Here is a 20,054-nt window from a genome sequence, read left to right on the forward strand (position 1 = left end):
TGCTCAAGGCCCACCCCACAAGCAGATGTAACTATATCCAAAGTTGGAAATCCCGCCTCAATTCCCAAAACCGAACCTCAACAGACGGATACCACCCTAATTCAACCATTAACATCTCAGTTACATTTCGTTACGATAAGGAAACAGAGAGCAAAAAACTCTCGCCCATAATATCAGAGGTAGCCATTATGAACGGTACATTTCGCGTCGGCAACCTGTTTGGAATTCCCTTTTATGTCAACGCATCTTGGTTTTTAGTTCTGGGTTTAGTAACCTGGCAATACGGCGGTGCACTAGCAGCCCTGTTTCCAGCATTAGGCCCCGTAGCGCCCTGGCTGCTAGGATTATTCGCAGCGTTGCTGTTATTTGCTTCCGTCTTAGCCCACGAATTAGGACACAGTTGGGTAGCTATCAAACAGGGAATTGGCGTGAAATCGATTTCGCTATTTCTGTTTGGTGGACTGGCTAATTTAGAAAGAGAGTCGAAAACCCCTGCCGAAGCATTTTGGGTAGCCATTGCAGGCCCGTTAGTCAGCTTATTGTTGGCTGGTTCGCTAACAGTTATCGGCGTCGGTGCAGCCCTTACAGGCCCCGCAGCCGCCATCGTTCAACTTTTAGCTTCCATCAACCTCGCTTTAGCTTTATTTAACTTAATTCCCGGCTTGCCCCTCGATGGTGGTAACATCCTCAAAGCGATCGTCTGGAAGATTACCGGCAACCCTTACAAAGGCGTAATTTTTGCCAGCCGCGTCGGTCAAATCATTGGCTGGGTTGCCATTGCTACAGGCATCTTCAGCAATGTTTGGAATCTAGTAATCGGTTGGTTCTTGCTGCAAAATGCTGGCCAGTCTGCACAGTCTGCTACAGTCCAAAATGAACTCGCAGGACTGACAGCCGCAGATGCTTTGACTGCCGAAAGCCCGATCGTCCCAGAAAACTTATCCCTCAGAAAATTTGCCAACAACTACGTCATCGGCAGCACTCACACCTGGCGCCGGTTCCTAGTTACCGATGATGCGGGACAATTAATAGGTGCGATCGACCTTGATGACATGAAAACCATCCCCACCGGAACCTGGCCCCAAGTTCAAGTTAAAGATATCCTGAAGCCGATCGAATTTTCCACCACCGTCAAACCCGAATTGTCCCTCCTCGAAGTCGTCACCCTCCTCGAACAACTCAAAGTCCAAGAACTCCCCGTCACAGGCGAAAACGGCGTCCTAGTCGGACTTGTAGAAAAAGCTGAGATTGCCCGCCTCCTGCAAAGACGAGCTCAAGCAAACCCCGCTTGACACCCTCAGATACTTGACAAATAACAGTTAACCCCCTCGATTTGCCTTACCAAAAGGGCGATCGGGGGGGTTAACTGTAGCCACCCAAAAGTCAAGTAAAATACTAAATTATTAGCTGCAAAGCAGCAATAAATAACTATAATAGTGTATTGATCATCTGAGCGAGGACGGTATGCCATCTCAGAACGTTACCTCTCAATCCGAAACCCAAGAGTCAAAAGTTCTCCCTACTCTCACAAACAATATATTGCCCCAGGCGCGATCGTCTCAACCAACAGCTCAATTACAAAAATCGGAGCTGACAGTTTTTGCATCTCAAGAGATCCTTTACAAATTTTTCATATATCACATCAACAACTCGGAACCAGAAGTTAGTCTCCAGGAATTCAAAAAAATCTTTGTAGAACTAATTGCTCCAGTTCACCCTAAATTAATTCAATCCCTATACACAATAATTGAATTTAACAGTCAACAAGAATTTAACAACTTATTTAAACGCTGCTCATACATCTTATTAAATAACTGGATATCCAACAAACAATACGAACTTGCTCGGAAATTAATTACAATTATTAGCGAGAGAACCCTCAGCGAGCCTCACGCAGACAATATTCTCAAAAGACTGAAAGTGTGGCTGACAAACTTTGTCAGCAGCCAAGACTATGAAAACATCAAATTATTTGTATTGAAGTACGGCGACTACCAGCCCGTAGAAAAGCACTGGACTTCTCGCTATCAGCCTTATTTGCTAGCCACTCAATATCTCGATACTAAAAACACCCTCGAAGCACGCCAAACTGCCAAACACTTGTCCCAGAAGTTAAAAGACAAGTATAAGTTTGACCTAGCAATGTATACATCTCGCTCACAGTCAGCCGAGTTCAAATTTAAAAATTATCATAATCCCACACTTTTAGGAGAGGAAGCCCTGCGTTTAATCAAAATAATTTTGGTCAACCGAGGCTCGTTGAACTATCGCAGCTTAGCCAATCTTTTTATCAGTCACAGTCAAAATATTACCTACAAGCAGTTCAAGGAATCTCTGATTAAGTATTTATGTTATTACAATGAAAAAAAAAATAGTTCTGATATTTATCACCAACAACTCATCAATATTTTAGATAATTTTCATCCCCAGAATGACGAAGAAATTTTGAACAGTAGCCTGTTGCTCAGAACTTGCAATCATCTAATAAAATGTTTGACTGTGGAAAATTCTGGGGAACCAACCGCCTTATTTCTAATTTTCGCGACTCAACTAAATCCTTTAACGCTAGCGATTTTGATGCTAAAGATAATTTTAATCTCGCCGTATTCCCAAACCTACTTAGAACTTTGTTTTGCTCGATTAATTGAATACTATCAAGATAACTCCGCTGCTGAATGTCAGTGGCTAATTAAATTTTTAGAAGTTTGCCAGATTGCTCTAACTATTTATGGAGACAATGTTCAATACAATCTAGTGAATATGTCAGACAAGCATAAAGAAGAACAGTTGTTTATTGATCTCAATAACTGTCGAGTTTTTTCTCAGCACAAACAAATTTCAAAAGTTCGAGATTAGTCATTAGTCATTAGTCATCAGTCATTAGTCATTAGTCATTAGTCATTAGTATTCGTAGGGTGCGTCGCCACGAAAAATCCCTCAACTTAACCGACAATCTGATAGCGACGCACCTGATATAACGGTTTCCAGAAATATGAAATACGTTGTTGGGCTTCCGCCCCTATACGCCAATACAGTTGACTTAAGAAAAATCTGACTTGCCCAAAATGGCTATATTGCCAGAAAATCGTCAGATGAAATTCATCAAAAGCATTAAGTAAACCGTATTGCAATACAATCCACTCCATCAAGAGAAGAGTTTTGAACCGTATTGGGGCGCTTTTGGCGCAGAGGGAAGAGTATTGCGAGGGTTTTGGATGTCGTAAAAAAACCTTTTATCCCTCCCCTCTCTGTGTTCTCTGTGTTCTCTGCGGTAAAATATTCTTAATATCTACTTCACCTCTTTATAATCCAAAAATCGTCAGATGAAATTCATCAAAAGCGTTAAGTAAACCGTATTGCCCTATACGCTTAGTATTCGTAGGGTGCGTCGCCCATGAAAAATCCCTCAACTTAACCCGCAATCTGATAGCGACGCACCTGATACCAATTCACAATGAAAGTACACGCTCATACATGGTAAAGTAAAGAATACCAAATATGGTTGGGACTATATCTTGGAAACCATATTAAGTGCAAGTTCATAGTGAATTGGTATTACACATCGCCTGAGCAAACAACTCTCCATTTAACTCAGCTCAAAAAAAATATGTAGCACGACTCTCACAAATACCATCAGGTGCATCGCCGTCAGATTGTCGCTCTTTCTTAGGGATTGTTCGCAGGTGACGCACCCTACGAATACTGTTGCATTTTTGGGAAAAAATGGTATTAGTCATTAGTCATTAGGTATACCCTACAACTCAAATTTTGCAATCAAATCGAGTATCTTGTGATAATCAAAATTATCTAAATGATTCATCAAAACTTCGGCAAAAATAGGATTATCGCTGCGAATTTCCTCAATTGTTTTGGCAATAAAATCGAAGTCAGCCTGATGGACTGCCTGTTTGAGATTGCGCGTCCATTCTGGGGAAACTTGCGGCTTCGAGTCCAACGTAAAGATTGCAGCACTATCAGATATTTTTTCGGTAGCAAGAGTTGAACTCTCCGATAAATTATTTAATGTAACATATTTATTGATAAGTTCAACAGGGCCGACTCCCGTCACAACTTGAATATCAAATTTGAAGACTGTGCCGCGTCCAACTTCGCTTTCTGCGGTAATGTCACCGCCCATTAATTTGATGAACTCGCGGCTGATACTTAATCCTAAACCTGTACCTTTTTGAACTTTTTGACCAGATGAACTTTGCACGAATAATTCAAATATACTGTCTAATTCCTCGGGGATAATTCCTAACCCTGTATCGGCAATTTCAAAGTAAATAAAAGCATTATTTTTTTGAGTTTCTGATAGATTGATATTATCTGTTTCTGGAGACATAGCTACTTCTATTGTGGGTCTTACTGTTACTGAAATTGAGCCTTTTTGGGTGAATTTAACGGCATTATCTAACAAATTAATCAGCACTTGTCGCAACTTAACGTCATCAGCTTGTACGTACTGAGGAACATCGGGCGAGCGGTTGAAAATTAATTGCAATCCTTTATTTTGTGCGGGAAGTTGAAACATATTTTGCACGTCGCCCAACAAACGGTACAAGTCAAAGTTTTTTGGGTTGAGTGTCATGCGTCGAGCTTCAATTCTAGATAAGTCTAATATTTGATTGATGAGTTGAAGCAAGTGTTCTCCGCTGCGACGAATAATTTTAATATTCTCTTGTTCCTGCAAAGTTAAATTAGCACTGGGTTCTATTAATTGAGCAAAGCCGAGAATGGCGTTGAGGGGTGTTCGCAATTCGTGGCTCATGTTGGCGAGAAAGATGCTTTTAGCTTTGTTGGCAGCTTCTGCGGCTTCTTTGGCTTGTTTGAGTTCTTGTTCTGCTTGTTTGCGATCGCTAATATCAAGTATTATGCCGTGCCAGACGATATCTCCATTTTCGCGCAATTCCGGGCGAGAATAGCCTTGCAGCCATTTGAGTTTTCCCGATGCTGTCACAATCCGCCACTCGTGGGAAAATGGTTCGAGATCGTTCGCACTTTTGGTAATTGCCTCGAAGTGACTGGGGCGATCGTCTGGGTGCATTTGTTCGTAGAGTAAAGCAGAGTTATTCTGGATTTCCTCCGGCTCTAATTCTTGAATTTCCCGGCACAGCGGACTGATATATTCCATCTTTACCGAGCCGTCGGGATGCTGGACGAATATGTAAAGTTCTCCGGGAACTGTGATCGCTAATTTCTGAAACAGAGCTTCGCTTTTTTGCAAGGCTAATTGTGCTTGTTTGCGATCGCCAATATCGATCCCAAATCCAAAAAGAAAGTCAAAATTGCCATTTTCATCCAAAACGGGCGTACCGTGCCACTCTACTAATAAAGTACGCGCGGCGTAGCTATCCCCTAGGGAATCACACTTAGTGAGAATTTGGTGTTCGCTAACCGTTTGCGGGCTGGCTGTCACGCCCTTAAAAATCGAGTGCAATCCGGCTCGATCGCCCTCTGGTACAAATGTATTTAAATAATCTTTGCCGATAACTTCTGCGGCAGTATAGCCCACAGCTTGCAGCATACAGTCATTCGCCCGCAGGATTTTACCCTGACGGTCGATCGCCACAAAAAATATCGGAGAATTTTCGATAATCTTGAAGTTAAAGTCCCGCTCTTTGCGGATAATTTTTGTAGCTTGCTTGCGCTCCTCAATTTCGATTTCCAAGCGGGCATTGATTTCGGCTAACTCGGTTGTGCGCGAAGCTACTTCAATTTCCAGAGTCCGGTTGTAGTCAGCCAATATTTTTTCTGCTTGTTTGCGATCGGTGATATCTTGAAAAACAATAATCACATACAGGACATTGCCAAGAGCGTCAAACACCGGCATCGATCGCACTTGCAAAGGAATAATTTTCCCACCGGGGCGAATTTCTATATCTTCAACAATCATTGTTCCACCCCTCACAGCCCGTGCAAACGGGGACTTATCGATCGGGTACAGCCGATCGGTGCCTGCTACATAAAGCTGATAAGTTTCTGAGAGCCCTGCTGCGGTTGTACTTGGCATTGCCCTTTTGCCAGTGAGCTCTTCTCCCACCGAATTCATAAAAATAGTGCTACCTGCGGGAGTCAGGGCTGTGACTCCAACGGGCAAGCTTTCTAACAACTTGGCAAATTTTTCTTCACTAGACGCCAAAGCTTCAAAAGACTTTTTCAATTGAGCGGCCATTTCATTAAAAGATTGGGCTAATTTACCGACTTCATCCAGCCTGCTCACGCCAACAGTGCGATCGAATTCTCCTTGGGCAATATCCTTAGCTGCTGCGTTGAGACGCAGCAGCGGTAGCGTTACCCACCTAGCTGTCAGAACTCCGGCAATTGTCGATAGCAGCAGCGCCGCCGCACAAAGTACAATCGTATTGCGGGTATTTCTGTTAACTTGCCCCATGAAATCGGATTCGGGAACTGCGATCGCAATCAGCCAGTTCAAACCGTAACTATCAGAAAAAGGCACCACTGCCACAAAATAATCCTGCCCGTCTCGGTTAAATTTCAGTTGATGCCGCTGCTTAATCTCGCCAAAGCCCCCGAAGTATTCGTACAAATGCTTAGCTGCGGTACGAATAACAGGAGTTTTGCTGTCTAAAACATTCAGCCGCTCCGGCTGCGACTTTCCCGACATCTTTCTAAAGGGTGATTCTTGACTCGAACTGGCAACCAGCAAGCCCGATCGTTCGATCGCGAAAATTTCCCCCGTTTTGCTAAACCTGAGGCGATGGAGATATTGCTGAATTTCCAAGATCGAAAAGTCTACCGCACTAACTCCCAGCAATTTACCATTGCGATCGCGAATCGGTTGACTCGCAGCAATAAACACAGTCCCCGGAGTGAAACCGGGGTAAATGCTCGTCCAAATTGGTTTGTTAGCTGCGACAGCTTCTTTGTACCAAGGGCGCTGGCGAGCATCGTAGGTTCCTGCTTCTACTTTTAATTTAACCGTGCCTGTTCCTCTGTTGTCTGTCGCGTAGTAAATGTTCTGAGAGTTGGTAGATTTGTTAGCGACGACAATTTGCAAGCTCTTGTCCTTAGGGTTGCGCCAAATGGCGAGACATTCTCCTGATTTTTCAGAACCGAGGGACATCCACTGAATGCTTTTAAACGATTGCATTTGCTGCCAAAGGAACTTTTCTGCCCGAGGCTGGCGGCTTTCTAACTGTAAGTTTAATTCCCTGCGGTCGATCGCTTCAGCGTTGAGTTGATTTACCCAGTGAGTATTTTCGAGAACACCACTCAGCTTTTCTTCAACTCTTTTCCCCGTCTCCCCGATCAGCTTCTGGGCAAGCTCTTCGACTGCTCTTTGTCCGTTGCGAAAGGAAAAATATCCGACCATCCCGACTGCTGCGACGATTTGCACCACAAAAGAGCCTACTAGAACGCAGCGCAGAGGTATTTTTGTGGGTTGTCGGACAGTTTGAAAGGCGAATCGGGACAAAGGCATAGGCTGGTGACTAATTGCTCCCTAACACTCTAACTGTTTCGACCCATAATTTCACCTAGGGCGATCGAAGCTGCTTGCTTGGGTGTCAGTCGATTTTAGACTTTAGATTTTAGATTTTAGATGTGGGAATGAACGATCGAGCTCGTGTTTGCGATCGCCAGCACGAGAGTCGCATCAGACAAGATTGGAAAAGTCGCTCTCCAATCGGGAAATACATCTGCATTCCGAAGCGGTTGCCCTCTTGCATCAAAGATTTATAGCGATTCTCTGAAAGATGAGGTACGTTGTTGGGCTTCAGCCCTCTTAGTTTAGGCGGTTATATAAGCTGTCAGTCATACCTCATCTTTCTGAGAAAGGCTATATGCAATTCCAGTCTATTCTTTTTTTAAAACTGGTATTACATACTCTTGGCTGAAAATACCTGCGCCATTTTCTTTGCCAAGTTTGGTTTCTTACCTTAACGCAAGCTACTTCTTCCCTCAAACCTCATCCGTAAAATCCCTTAAATCCCCTATAAAATAAATCTTCCCTCGAACCTCTTCCCTCGAACCTCTTCCTTTTCCTTCTTCCCTCTTCGTTGTTCGAGCAACTCCCAACTGTCAACTGTCAACTGTCAACTGTCAACTGTCAACTCTCAACAGCTACGCGGAAAATCCCTCGCTTGTCCAAACGGATATAGCGAGGGGCGAGAATAGGTATTCTCAGAAAATATAAAGTAGTAGCACTGGCTTTTGTCGAGCCATTGCCATCTATAGAATCCATACTGTTTTAGGCGCACTGAAAAATTTCAGAGCAAAATTTCAGAGCCCGCTCTTTGCCAGCAGTCAATGCTTGAAGTCAAACCAACCCGTTCAAGCAAGAATTCAAAGCAAATTGTAAAGACCTAGGATACTTCTTCGCGATCGATTTGGCGCAGGTGAATGTGCTTGCGTCCCAGAGAAATTTCAAATTCATCTCCCGGCTGGAGTTCCATCTGCTTGGTGTAGGCAGCTCCAATCAGTAAGTTGCCGTTAGATTGAACGCTAATCCGATAGCTAGCCGAGCGTCCGCCGCGTCCGTTGCCGTTTTGCTTCCCATCTAGCTGAATGCCTTCTGCATCAATCAGCGCATTCAGGAATTTCATCATGTTGACCCGTTCTACGCCGTTCTTGGTAACGGTGTAGTAGCCACAGGCCCTAGCTTTTTCTTCCTTGGTAAGATTTTCTAGGTCTTTGACCTTTTTGATCAGATCTTCGCCTTCAAGGGGTTCGATATTTTTCTTTTTAGCCATTTACTGAGTCCTGAAATATTCAAGTGGTGTACGGATTTTTTCTCGGTTGGTTTTTGGTTTGACCAAGAAACTTTAGCTTTATAGCTGGTTGTAAAACTATATTACACCGATCGGCTCAATTGTTAACCACTATTGTCTAAATATTTTTAACAAGGTGGAGTCTTTCTTCAGGAGTAGCTGCCAGGAGCGTGCGAGCAATCTCTAAACTAGGTAGCATAAGCTATCAGCTATCAGCTAGCTGAATATTTGCCCCCCTCTTAAAATCCCATGAAGTTAACCACACGCGGACACTACAGTGTCAAAGCTCTACTGGATCTAAGTTTGCAACCTCGGTTCGGGCCGACATCGGTGAAATCGATTGCGAACCGACAGGAGTTACCCGCTCCATATCTAGAAAAATTGCTGATTGAAATGCGACGAGCCGGTTTAGTCCAATCTGTTCGGGGCTCCCAGGGAGGATATCAATTGGCTCGGGAGCCAGCTCAAATCTCTTTAGGACAAATCTTAGAGGCTGTAGGGGAAACTATTGAACCTTTACCTCGACATTCTCCTGACGCGACCCAACCAGAGGACTGGGTAACATTCAGTTTGTGGAACCGATTGCACAAAAAACTTGCGGTCGCGCTGTACAGTATTTCCCTCGAAGACTTATACTATGATGTCCGCAGTTGGCAAGCTGCTCTCGGAGAAGAAACTAGCTTTATCATTTAGATGGTAAGTTCATTTATTCGATCGCCCGAGAACATGGACGCAACACTTGTTACCTATTCCGGTGGCTGTCATTGCGGTGCTGTCCGCTTCACAGTCGCGGTTGACAAACACTCGTCATCTGACTGCAACTGCTCTATCTGTAAAAAGAAAGGATTTTTGCACCTGATTGTGCCGCCGGAACGTTTTACCTTGCTCTGCGGGGAAGATGTTTTGACAACCTATACATTTAATACAGGCACTGCTAAACATACTTTCTGCCGGATTTGTGGCATTCACTCGTTCTATCGTCCCCGATCGCATCCGGATCAATTCGATGTCAACGTCCGCTGTCTTGACGACTATGCCGTTTCCCAATTTCAGATTCTACCCTTTGACGGTGTTAATTGGGAACAGAACGTACACGAACTGCACGACGAAAGTCATCTCAGCAGTTAAAATCGGCTCTAAAAAATCACACTCCGCTCTTGGTAGCAGCAGTTAAAACAGCAGCTACCCGATCGCACTTGAGCGATCGGACGGACTATCATGTTTAACACTATATATAATGATGCCGGATGAATTTACTGTTTTGATTTTAGCTGCGGTATTGGATTATTCGATCGGCGATCCTTGGGGTTGGCCGCATCCGGTACAGGCGATGGGTTGGGCGATCGACCGCTATACTCGATTTGTCTTTAATATCTGCAACAATCCCGCAGACAAAATGTCTCGCTCCGGCGATCGTCCTCCAGGCGAGCGGCACCAACTGGTTCTACGATGTGCTGGTACAATACTAGCGATCGGGCTGATTATAGGCAGTTATACTGTCAGTTGGTCGATCGTCGTTGCTGCTAGTTGGGTGCATCCTGTTTTAGGCATTGCCCTACAAACCATTTTGCTGGCTAGCTGTTTTGCCGGTCGCAGTTTGAGGGCGGCTGCCGAGGACGTGCTAGCCCCTTTAAATGTTGGAGATTTAGTCAAGGCGCGAGAAAGGTTGAGCCTTTACGTCGGCCGGGATACCGAAAACTTATCTGAGCCAGAAATTCTGCGAGCATTGTTAGAAACTGTAACAGAGAATGCAGTGGATGGCGTGACTGCCCCGCTATTTTATGGATTAGTTGGGTTCGCTCTGCCGCATCTATTATTAACTGTTATCGATCGACCGATCGCTCCTGACTCGATGTGGCATCTGGCGATAGTTCCCTGTGCGATCGCCTACAAAGCAGCTAGCACATTAGATTCTACCGTCGGCTACAAAGAAGCACCATACACAGATTTAGGATGGTTTAGCGCCAAACTAGAAGACGTGCTGACATGGATTCCTTGCCGGCTAACAGTGATTACTTTAGCCCTGATATCTGGCAAACCGATCTACGTTTGGCAGATTTGTCAGAGAGATGCTGTTAAAGATGCCAGTCCCAATTCCGGTTGGAGCGAGTGCGCCTACGCCGCCATCTTGGGAGTACAACTGGGAGGTACAAATTCCTATCGGGGAGTTATCAAACACAAACCGCTGTTAGGCGAGCCTCAAAGTGCGATCGCGCCGCAGCAAATTAACCGAGCATTGCAATTAACTCGGTATTGCTTTCTGATTTGGTTGGGACTATCATTGCTTGTTTATACTTTATTATCTTTTGTTCCCTAACAATAGAACTGACACGCAAACAGATATAGCCCTCCGACAGTAGTCTGGAAGAGCCAAAAAAGTTTGGAAGTTAGTAGTTCTACTCCCAGATTCAACCGTCAACTCAACCTAACATCTCAAATCGTTCGACGCTGGCACTTACCAGAAAGAATTGGTTGAAAGCCCCAAGTCTTTGAGGGAGAAATTAAAATCAGACTATTCATTACTCCAATCTTGGGAGTTAATGGTAGAGTTCGCTCTTGAACTGTCAACTGTCAACTGTCAACTGTCAACTGTTGAAGCCGAAGTCTCACATCTAAAATTGTTCCAACCCTGAGATTAATTTGTCCAATCAATCTAAACTCTAAACTCTAAAATCCTTCGATTCGCCAACAGCCAACCATTAGCTCGCAGCCAGCAATGACTAAAATTATCAAGATTTTATCCCCGGATGAAGTGAGGCGGACTCTCACCCGCGTCGCTTCCCAGATTGTCGAAAAATCAGGAGCTCCTTCGGACTTAGTGCTGTTGGGGATTCATACTAGAGGAGTGCCTTTAGCTCAAATGTTGGCAGCTCAAATTGAAGTCCTCGAACAGGTCAAAGTATGCGTGGGTGCTTTGGATATTACGTTTTACCGAGATGACTTGGATCGAGTTGCGATGCGGACACCGGCTAAAACCGAAATTCCTTTCGATTTGACGGGCAAAACGGTGGTGTTGGTAGATGACGTTATATATAAAGGTAGAACAATTCGAGCGGCTTTGAATGCGGTAAACGATTACGGGCGGCCGGAGAAAATTTGGTTGGCGGTATTAGTCGATCGCGGCCACCGAGAAGTACCGATTCAGCCGGATTTCACAGGCAAAAAGTTGCCGACAGCCAAGGAAGAACAAGTTAAGGTTTATGTTCAAGAACTTGACGGGCGCGACGGAGTGGAATTGATTAAGGGTTGATATCGCCCGTTAACCTCGAAACATCGGGGACACAACGTACCATAAAATCGGCAGTGCAGGAGTTGAACCTGCCTGGGGCGAATTATGAGTTCGCTGCCTAAACCGCTCGGCCAACTGCCGTTAGATCGACTTGTGTCTATCCAACTCAAAAGTAGTATAACATAATTTCCCAGTCCGTGCTAGAACTAGAGAACAAAAATCAAAATCTTTTAGATCTGCCGAACCCGCGATCGCCTGCATCACAACTCTGTGCTGGAGTCGATCGACTGGAATTAGCAGTTTCTAGGATTTGGAATCAACTTTATAGGCAATGGCAGTCAACAACCCACCGTTAAATCGGAGTACCGACTATAACGGGGGCTTGAAAGATAGCCCTAGTTGACCAGACTCAGGCAGTAATGCCTACGTTAGTGGCAAGCGTTTAAGTTCTTACCTACGGATGCGTAGCTAGTCCGTAGCTCTAAAACTCTTAGGTTAAACAGTCATTTGGGAGACAGTGCCAAGCGAGAAAGTACCGACCACTAACTTTGTCGAAGCTAACATTACCGGAGCAATCCGAGAGGGAGCAATCCCCAAATTAAACGCCCCACTGAGGCGGGTAAGCGAAAGAACAATATCAGCAGCCTCTATCCTGTAATGTAAGCAGGTATGCCAGGGAGAATAACCACTTTTGAGGCGCAACGGTTTCTTTTTATGGAGATACATAATGCAGTATAGACCCTGGCCTCCCTTTTCTCTCACCGCCAAGCCGAGTACAGCTTTGGCGGAAGTCTCCAGGGAGGAAGAAAGGTGAATTCGACGGTAGTGCTGACTCTTATTCTGCTCGGTCTGATGTTTGGAGCAGGTGTGACGAGTTCTGTTTGGGGATTTACTATAGGTCGCGAAGCCTTGAAAGGAACGACTCAACCTGATGTTCGCCCCAGCAACAATTCTGGCAGCGGCAAGCAGGGAGCTGCGGCTAGCAAAGACCAAGTGAGCATTTTGAAAGAAAAAGACATTCTCAAAACCGTCAAAGCGCGGGTAGAAGGTCGCGATCCAGACAAAAAAACAGCAGCGACAAATACTAAAGCAGACAAGGCAAGCTCTAAATCTGCCACAGCCAAAAAACCGGCTGCGGCAAATACCAGTGCCAAGTTTCCCCTGAACAGTCGCGACGGGGGAGTAACTCTGGAAGTGAGCGCTGCCAGCCAGCGCAGCAACTCGATGATGCTAGACGTGAGCATGAAAAACGAAGGTTCCCAAGCTGTCAGGTTTCTCTACAGTTTCTTGAACGTCACTGACAATCAAGGGCGGGCTCTTTCGGCGACTGCTGAAGATTTGCCGGCGGAACTTCCACCCAACGGGCAGGTGTATTACGGTACGGTGAGTATTCCCACAGCTTTGCTGGAAAATGCGAAGGAAATTTCGCTGACGCTGACAGATTATCCAGGCCAAAAACTCCAGTTGCAAATATCTGGCATTCCAGTGGCAAAGTAATAGCATTGGCGATTGGCGATCGACAATTGGAAATGACTGATGAATTAAGTGTTTGGATCGCGGGCTTACATTTGCATTATTTTTGCACAATGGTACAAGACAAAAGGAGACAAAACCTCCAGACTGATTCTCAGGTTCGATCGAGAAAGTTGTTCTAGGGCTAGAAACTGTAACTAGATTGTTAGACAAAGCTGCCCATATGTGCCCGATCGTGGGTAGCTTTTGTTTTGTGTTAGGTTTTCCATACTTGCTGCGGTGTCTGATATTGGTCACAATAAGACGGTGCAAGCAAGAAATATATGTCGCGATCCAAATAAAGAAATGCCATGCTACTCGGATTTAAAACCGAATTAAAACTCAATACCCGACAGCGAATACTGCTAGCCAAACATTGTGGGGTAGCGCGTCACGCTTGGAATTGGGGACTGTGGTTAACCAAAAACATTCTCGACCACAATCAAGCCAATCCCAATGAAAAACTCAAATTTCCTACAGCTATTGACCTGCACAAACTGTTAGTAGTTATGGTAAAATCAGAGAATGCTTGGTATTACGAATGCAGCAAATCTACACCGCAGAGCGCATTAATAGCATTGCGAGAAGCATGGAAACGGTGTTTTAAAAAGACTGCTGGCGTACCAAAGTTTAAGAAAAAAGGACGGCGAGATTCTTTCACATTAGAAGGAACAGTCAAAATAAGCGGGAACAACAAAATCCAAGTTCCTGTAATTGGCATCCTTAAAACTTATGAAAGGCTACCGCAAGTATTGACTAAATCTTGCACGATATCCCGGATTGCCGACAGGTGGTTTATCAGTTTCAGGTTTGATGTAGAACAACAAGAATCATGCCAAACAAATATTGTAGGAGTTGACCTCGGTATTAAAGCATTGGCTACTCTATCGACAGGTGAAGTAGTTATCGGTGCTAAATCCTACAAAAAATATGCAGCAAAGCTCTCAAGAATGCAATGGTTGAATCGGCATAAAGTCATCGGTTCGAGTAATTGGCAAAAAGCACAAGTCAAGATAGCTAGACTGCATAGAAAGATAGCTAACATCCGTAAAGATACGTTGCACAAACTAACGACATTACTTGCCAAAAACCACGGTGTAATAGTCATAGAGGATTTGAATGTATCTGGGATGATGGCTAATCATAAACTGGCTGCATCTGTTGCTGATATGGGTTTCTTTGAATTCCGCCGCCAATTAACCTAGAGCGTGCAAATTGTACGGTTCAAAGTTGGTAATAGTTGACCGTTGGTTCCCAAGCTCAAAAACCTGTTCTAATTGTGGAACCAAAAAAGAAACACTCTCTCTGAGTGAGCGAATGTTTGAATGCAGCCATTGTGGTTTTAAGATTGACCGTGATTTGAACGCAGCGATTAATTTGTCAAAAACCGTCAGTTAGGCGGGGCTAGCCTGCGGACTGGTGAGTGCCGACATTACCAGGTTGAAACAGGAAGTAAGGTTCAAAGTCCAGCTTTGTATAAGGTTGGGTAGGTTTGGGTAAGTCTTATATAACGGAGAATTGTGTCACTTTTAGGGGCTAGAGTTCAGGAGATAGCTGATTTACCCGCGATGAGTTGGGCAGAAGTGCTGTCGCGGTTGCTGTCAGTGCTGCTGCTGATTGCGATCAATGCTTTTTTCGTGACGGCTGAGTTTTCGATGGTGACGGTACGCCGATCGCGCATCAATCAATTAGTCGAGGCCGGCGATGTTCCGGCGATAACTGTTCAATCTTTGATACACAGTATCGAGCGATTGCTCTCGACAATGCAGTTGGGAATCACTCTTTCTAGTTTAGCTCTCGGCTGGATTGGAGAAGATACGATCGCCGTTCTCATCCGAATGTCGATCGGCTATTTGCCGCTACCAATTTATATCAAATCGGCGATCGCCCATTCTGCCAGCATTTCAATAGTAACTTTTTTCCTGCTAGCTTACCTGCAAATCGTACTCGGCGAAATCCTGCCCAAATCTGTAGCCTTAGTTTATTCCGAACAGCTAGCCAGAAGTTTAGGGCCTCCGAGTTTATTGATTTCCCGCTTGTTCAATCCCTTTGTGTCGTTTCTCAATCAATCCACGCGATCGCTATTGCAGCTTGCGGGAATCGAATACGAGCGCACGCACCAGCCAGTTACGCCCCAAGAACTGCAATTAATTATAGCGACTTCCAGCGAATCTAGCGGCTTGGAAGCAGAAGAGCGAGAATTGCTGAATAACGTGTTTGAATTTGGCGAAGTTTGCGTAGAAGAAGTGATGGTGCCCAGGCCCAGCATTGTGGCACTTCCCAGTACGGCTACGTTTCAAACTTTGCTCGACGAAATGGCGATTTCCAACCATTCCCGCTATCCCGTCACGGGAGATTCTTTAGACGATATTATCGGGATTATTGGCTTCAAACAACTGGCGAAACCCTTAGCGGAAGGTTTGCTATCTCCCGACACGCCGATTGTAACTTGGATTAGTTCGGTGAGATTTGTGCCGGAAATGATGGTGCTGGGGGAATTACTGCCTTTGATGCAGAGTTCGTCGGAAGAAATTGCGATCGTCGTCGATGAATTTGGCGGCATTTCCGGGTTGGTGACGCTGAGGGATTTGATCGCTGAAATTATCGGCCGCACTTACGAGTCGCCCGACAACAAAGAGATTGCTTTACAAGTATTGGACGATCGCACTTTTTTAGCGCAAGCACAGTTAAATGTAGATGATATCAATCAAATATTGAATTTGGACTTGCAGGTGACAGACGAATATCAGACAATCGGAGGTTTTCTGAGTTATCAGTTGCAGAGAATGCCGGCGGTTGGGGAAGTTTGGCGCTGCGAAAATGCGGAACTTACAGTAGTTTCTGCGTGCGGGCCCCGCTTGGATCAAATTCAAATTCGTTTGCTGGATGCGGCTGCGGAGGATTCTGTTGGGGATAGCTTCGCCGCGCGCGATTTGCCAGAAGTTGCATCGCCTGGTGGGGAAGTTGGGGAAAAAGGGCGATCGAATGGCGGTTTGAGAGGTGCGGCGAAGTTTTCGAGTTAAGAGTATTTTAGTTAACGCCGATATAATCTACCCGCTCGAAGTCGCTGCGTACCAAATCATCTAACGTCGGGCCTTTGGGGCGCAAATTAAGGCGATCGCCAGCCCTCACATTTTCGTAATATACGTAGGGAATATAGATATCTTGCTCCTCCATAAAAGCGTCAGTAAATCTAAAACCACTCTCAATGTCCTCAGCTTTAATCTCACGAAAGTTAGAGAGGAATAGGAGATCCATTTCTTCCTCAAAGTACAGCATCTCTGCAAATGCACCTCCGTCGTAGCAATTATAACCAATATAACCGCAAGTATCGCTGCATTTGTAGTAGATGGCGCGAGTGGATGGGAATCTGGAAAGAGTGATCGCATCTCCCTCTCCAAATACAAGGCTACCGGGCCTATAAGTCAGTTGCTCAACGATCGTCCAAGGGTGTCCTCGGAACTGAAATACAATATAGCTCTCGGTGGTAATGTCGATTTCGCGATCGTAGATATCCCGTTCCCAAACATCCGCACGTCTCGCCCTACTAAATTTTTCCGCCACTGACTCAATAGGAGCGCGAACGAGAAGTAGATTTTGGTTTCTGTCAATTGTTTCAATACCTCGGCGCTGTTCAATAGACATATATTTTACCATTGAGTAAAGTATGAATGAGTAGATGATTAACCTTTGATATTTACAAGATTTATTGCAGAGCGAGTTCCTACGACAGATACTAGGATCTGAGTATTTAACTGTAAGTGATATAAATCACCTATTGCCATTATAGATGTCATATCTGGAGCCAGAAAGGCATGAGATATGTCTACATATAGCCTTTCTCAAAAACATGAGGTATAACTGACAGTTTATATAACCACTAAGATCAGAGGGCTAAAGCCCAACAACGTACCTCATCTTTCTAAAAATCGCTATAACTAATATTTAAACAGTACCTGTAATGCTGAAACACCGCTACTTAATTTATGCTTTTTCTTCTGTCCTTATTGCGTCTCTACCTATTTTTCAAATTGTAGCGAATGCTCAGGAAGAACCAGGTTGCTTTATACTTGATTCATCAGGTAAAGTGAATAGACTCGATCCTTTATGCAAGCGTGATGAACAGCAGAAATTAAAAAATGCCATGAAAGCTCAAGAACTTTATCAACAAGGGTTCGACCTCGCTCGCAGAAGGTTGTACAAAGAAGCAGTTGAAACTTTGACTCAAGCAATTAATCTCAATCCTGGCTTTGTAGAAGCGCATATGGTTCGCGCTGATGCTCAAACTTTATTAGGCAACCTACAGGGTGCAGTAGAAGATTTTCAGAAAGCTATAGATATCTACAGGGCTAGAGGACAATCGCAAATAGCTGATATGCTTTTAGTTCCATTGAATTCGCTGCAAAATGAAATTAAGTTTAACCAGGAAAACAAGGGTAAACCAGAAGTTGAGGATGAGCCGGAAGGTAAATAAGACAATATTTGATCAAGCCAACTCAACTTCAATTATTGTAGCAACATTTTTTTGAATTGGTATTATAGCATTTCTCAAAAAGATGAGGTATAACTGACAGTTTATACAACCACTAAACTCAGAGGGCTTAAGCCCAACAACGTACCTGACTTTTTTGATGACCGCTATATGTAGGGATTTTGATGGGAGGACGATCGCAAATATGTCATATGTCGATCGCCTTTTAGATTAAAACCAAAACAAAATTCAAAATAAACAGGACAATAACTAATGTTGGAGGAACAAGCTAAAGTCCTTTAATATCAAGCTTTGTGCTGTTCGTCAGAGTTTTTGGCGTATCAAGCATTCGGGAAAACTTCCTCTGAAAACATACGGCGCAGAATCTCATAGAAGGGCTCGCAATACACCGCTTGTTGGGGTGACAGATATGCCCCAATCTCCTTACGCAGTAGGTGAGTCATCTGGCTGACGAGCTCCCAACTCACATTCAGTCGAGGGTAAATCATCACGCACAGCGGAAACAGTTCGGTTTCTAGCGCGTGCAAATTGCCTTCTAGCAAACAAACCCACATATAAACCTGAAACATCTCGACATCGCGAATACTTGATGTACGGATGCGATCGCTGCTGAGGGGCCCAGAATAACAACGATAGCGCGGGTAGAGTTCATTTACTCGATCGACTACCCGTTCAGCAATCTCGGTCATCTTCGACATTAGCAGGCGCACAGATTGCAGCGCAACTGAATCCGATGGATGGTTTGCAGCAGCTTCGTAGGCGCGTGGCAGTGGCATATACAGATGATCGTCTAGGATTTTGACGTAGTTACCAAAATTTTCCTGTTCTCCCTCGGGAAGCAATTCCATCAACTGCATTCCCGTGTAGTGATATTGCATCGCCACAAAGCCAATCACGCGAGGATCAATTTCTGTTACCTGCTGTCGGACTTGTCCGAGAATTGGACTCACCTTGTTGACTATACGATAGGGTGACAATTGCTCGCTATATGCTTCGATCGCCAACTTATAAACTTGATGGATGCCACCAGAAATATACCAAGGATCGATCAGATCCGTATCTATACCGTGTTCAACTAACGTTTCTGACAATAGATAGTCAGTTTTCGTCCATGATTTTGCACTCACTGAACGCAGCGATGTCAACATTTGTTTTGCCATACTGATACGCCGTCGTTCGATAAATTTATCCTCACCCACAACCGCAGGGGCACCGCTTTTCATCTGTTGTAGATACTTTTGGGCGAAGGAAACAGATAAGTCTACCGATGGTGACAGCGGATTGAATGATGTGGAACTGAGAAAGGAAGGATTAGTAGTCATAGATTTAGTATTTACTCTGTCAAGGTTAGATGCTGCTGATGGTTTTCAACTCACACATTCATTTTTTGTGAGATACAATTGCGCGAATGCTTGAGTAGATTTAATCTAGAATTTGGTAGCAAAATGATGGCGATAATAGCGATCGCTCTTGTTTGTTGAAGCATTCGACTTTAACTATAATCTCCTAGAACTCCAGGATTCAATCGTATAAATACTGATAAATATAATAAATTTCGCAGCCGCCATTTGCGAGTCAATACCGTACTTGTAAGTAGACTTTGAAATTAAATAGCTGGCTGACGTTGTGCAATGCCTATATACCAAGCTGGTAAAGTCAAAAAACGGCAATTGTCGCTGTAACAGAACTCCTTATTTTGCCGAAATACCGAAGCTAGAGACTATTATTGTTCAAAATTAGCCTAAAATTGCTTGATTTAACGATCGTGCTAGACAGTGCTGGCTGTATGTACCCAGCACTGTTCGGCAGAATAAATTTAAACTCCACAAAAAGCAGAAAATAGCGATTTTGCTTTATATTTTTTAATACTTCAGTCAAATAAAATTTATCGAGGTTTGTAGTGAGGACTTTAGTCCTCTGAATATGCGGACTTAAGTCCGCACTACAAACACTTTTATTGTCAGGTTTGTAGTGAGGACTTTAGTCCTCTGAATATGCGGACTTAAGTCCGCACTACAAACACTTTTATTGTCAGGTTTGTAGTGAGGACTTTAGTCCTCTGAATATGCGGACTTAAGTCCGCACTACA

At 44.3% G+C, this 20,054-nt stretch carries 18 protein-coding genes and 1 tRNA gene; 14 read left to right on the forward strand and 5 right to left on the reverse strand.

Features of this window, described 5'->3' with window-relative positions:
* Positions 1 to 188: 188 nt before the first annotated feature.
* Positions 189 to 1,292 (forward strand): site-2 protease family protein, encoded by a 1,104-nt coding sequence (locus QZ918_RS00330; protein ID WP_293329685.1) that lies wholly within the window; start codon positions 189 to 191, stop codon positions 1,290 to 1,292.
* 172 nt (positions 1,293 to 1,464) lie between these two features.
* On the forward strand, positions 1,465 to 2,856 hold the full coding sequence (locus tag QZ918_RS00335; protein WP_293329687.1) for a Sll1247 family protein: 1,392 nt from the start codon (positions 1,465 to 1,467) through the stop codon (positions 2,854 to 2,856).
* 898 nt (positions 2,857 to 3,754) lie between these two features.
* On the opposite strand, the gene QZ918_RS00340 is transcribed toward QZ918_RS00335, so the two are convergent.
* Positions 3,755 to 7,444 carry a PAS domain S-box protein gene (locus QZ918_RS00340; RefSeq protein WP_293329689.1) on the reverse strand — a complete coding sequence of 1,230 codons (3,690 nt, stop codon included), beginning with the start codon at positions 7,442 to 7,444 and terminating at the stop codon, positions 3,755 to 3,757.
* 128 nt (positions 7,445 to 7,572) lie between these two features.
* Here QZ918_RS00340 and QZ918_RS00345 point away from each other — a divergent pair, with 128 nt between their 5' ends.
* Entirely contained in the window at positions 7,573 to 7,704 is a 132-nt protein-coding gene (locus QZ918_RS00345; RefSeq protein WP_293329691.1) for a hypothetical protein, read from the forward strand.
* A gap of 623 nt (positions 7,705 to 8,327) precedes the next feature.
* On the opposite strand, the gene QZ918_RS00350 is transcribed toward QZ918_RS00345, so the two are convergent.
* Positions 8,328 to 8,714: an AbrB/MazE/SpoVT family DNA-binding domain-containing protein gene (locus tag QZ918_RS00350; RefSeq protein ID WP_293157313.1), complete on the reverse strand. Its 387-nt coding sequence runs from the start codon at positions 8,712 to 8,714 to the stop codon at positions 8,328 to 8,330.
* Between the two features lie 267 nt (positions 8,715 to 8,981).
* Here QZ918_RS00350 and QZ918_RS00355 point away from each other — a divergent pair, with 267 nt between their 5' ends.
* From QZ918_RS00355 to pyrR, 5 genes are all read left to right on the forward strand, one after another.
* Positions 8,982 to 9,425 (forward strand): Rrf2 family transcriptional regulator, encoded by a 444-nt coding sequence (locus tag QZ918_RS00355; RefSeq protein WP_293157316.1) that lies wholly within the window; start codon positions 8,982 to 8,984, stop codon positions 9,423 to 9,425.
* 33 nt (positions 9,426 to 9,458) lie between these two features.
* The gene (locus tag QZ918_RS00360) at positions 9,459 to 9,860 is read left to right on the forward strand and encodes a GFA family protein (protein WP_293157319.1); all 402 of its coding nucleotides are present in this window, start codon (positions 9,459 to 9,461) and stop codon (positions 9,858 to 9,860) included.
* Positions 9,861 to 9,969: 109 nt separating this feature from the next.
* Positions 9,970 to 11,049, forward strand: a complete 1,080-nt coding sequence (gene cbiB, locus QZ918_RS00365; RefSeq protein WP_293329693.1) for an adenosylcobinamide-phosphate synthase CbiB — start codon at positions 9,970 to 9,972, stop codon at positions 11,047 to 11,049.
* Positions 11,050 to 11,200: 151 nt separating this feature from the next.
* On the forward strand, positions 11,201 to 11,365 hold the full coding sequence (locus QZ918_RS00370; protein WP_293329694.1) for a hypothetical protein: 165 nt from the start codon (positions 11,201 to 11,203) through the stop codon (positions 11,363 to 11,365).
* An 83-nt stretch (positions 11,366 to 11,448) separates the two neighbouring features.
* Positions 11,449 to 11,982, forward strand: a complete 534-nt coding sequence (pyrR, locus tag QZ918_RS00375; RefSeq protein WP_293182435.1) for a bifunctional pyr operon transcriptional regulator/uracil phosphoribosyltransferase PyrR — start codon at positions 11,449 to 11,451, stop codon at positions 11,980 to 11,982.
* 47 nt (positions 11,983 to 12,029) lie between these two features.
* Here pyrR and QZ918_RS00380 read toward each other — a convergent pair.
* Positions 12,030 to 12,102: transfer RNA gene (locus QZ918_RS00380), tRNA-Ile, on the reverse strand.
* 56 nt (positions 12,103 to 12,158) lie between these two features.
* On the opposite strand from QZ918_RS00380, the gene QZ918_RS00385 reads away from it, so the two are divergent.
* From QZ918_RS00385 to QZ918_RS00405, 5 genes are all read left to right on the forward strand, one after another.
* Positions 12,159 to 12,317 (forward strand): hypothetical protein, encoded by a 159-nt coding sequence (locus tag QZ918_RS00385; protein ID WP_293329695.1) that lies wholly within the window; start codon positions 12,159 to 12,161, stop codon positions 12,315 to 12,317.
* A 496-nt stretch (positions 12,318 to 12,813) separates the two neighbouring features.
* Positions 12,814 to 13,458, forward strand: coding sequence for a hypothetical protein (locus QZ918_RS00390; protein ID WP_293329901.1), 645 nt, complete (start codon positions 12,814 to 12,816; stop codon positions 13,456 to 13,458).
* 326 nt (positions 13,459 to 13,784) lie between these two features.
* The gene (locus QZ918_RS00395) at positions 13,785 to 14,678 is read left to right on the forward strand and encodes an RNA-guided endonuclease InsQ/TnpB family protein (protein ID WP_293329697.1); all 894 of its coding nucleotides are present in this window, start codon (positions 13,785 to 13,787) and stop codon (positions 14,676 to 14,678) included.
* 25 nt (positions 14,679 to 14,703) lie between these two features.
* Positions 14,704 to 14,871 carry a zinc ribbon domain-containing protein gene (locus tag QZ918_RS00400; RefSeq protein WP_293329699.1) on the forward strand — a complete coding sequence of 56 codons (168 nt, stop codon included), beginning with the start codon at positions 14,704 to 14,706 and terminating at the stop codon, positions 14,869 to 14,871.
* A gap of 122 nt (positions 14,872 to 14,993) precedes the next feature.
* Positions 14,994 to 16,496: a CNNM domain-containing protein gene (locus QZ918_RS00405; RefSeq protein WP_527250372.1), complete on the forward strand. Its 1,503-nt coding sequence runs from the start codon at positions 14,994 to 14,996 to the stop codon at positions 16,494 to 16,496.
* Between the two features lie 7 nt (positions 16,497 to 16,503).
* On the opposite strand, the gene QZ918_RS00410 is transcribed toward QZ918_RS00405, so the two are convergent.
* Positions 16,504 to 17,118 (reverse strand): hypothetical protein, encoded by a 615-nt coding sequence (locus QZ918_RS00410; RefSeq protein ID WP_293329701.1) that lies wholly within the window; start codon positions 17,116 to 17,118, stop codon positions 16,504 to 16,506.
* Between the two features lie 316 nt (positions 17,119 to 17,434).
* Between QZ918_RS00410 and QZ918_RS00415 the strand changes: the two genes are divergently transcribed.
* On the forward strand, positions 17,435 to 17,947 hold the full coding sequence (locus tag QZ918_RS00415; RefSeq protein ID WP_293329703.1) for a tetratricopeptide repeat protein: 513 nt from the start codon (positions 17,435 to 17,437) through the stop codon (positions 17,945 to 17,947).
* Between the two features lie 338 nt (positions 17,948 to 18,285).
* Here the strand turns inward: QZ918_RS00415 and QZ918_RS00420 are convergent, their stop codons facing one another.
* Positions 18,286 to 19,287: a bilin-binding protein gene (locus QZ918_RS00420; RefSeq protein ID WP_293329705.1), complete on the reverse strand. Its 1,002-nt coding sequence runs from the start codon at positions 19,285 to 19,287 to the stop codon at positions 18,286 to 18,288.
* Positions 19,288 to 20,054: the final 767 nt, after the last annotated feature.

The sequence above is a fragment of the Microcoleus sp. CAWBG58 genome (assembly GCF_020883045.1).
Taxonomy (GTDB): Bacteria; Cyanobacteriota; Cyanobacteriia; order Cyanobacteriales; family Microcoleaceae; genus Microcoleus.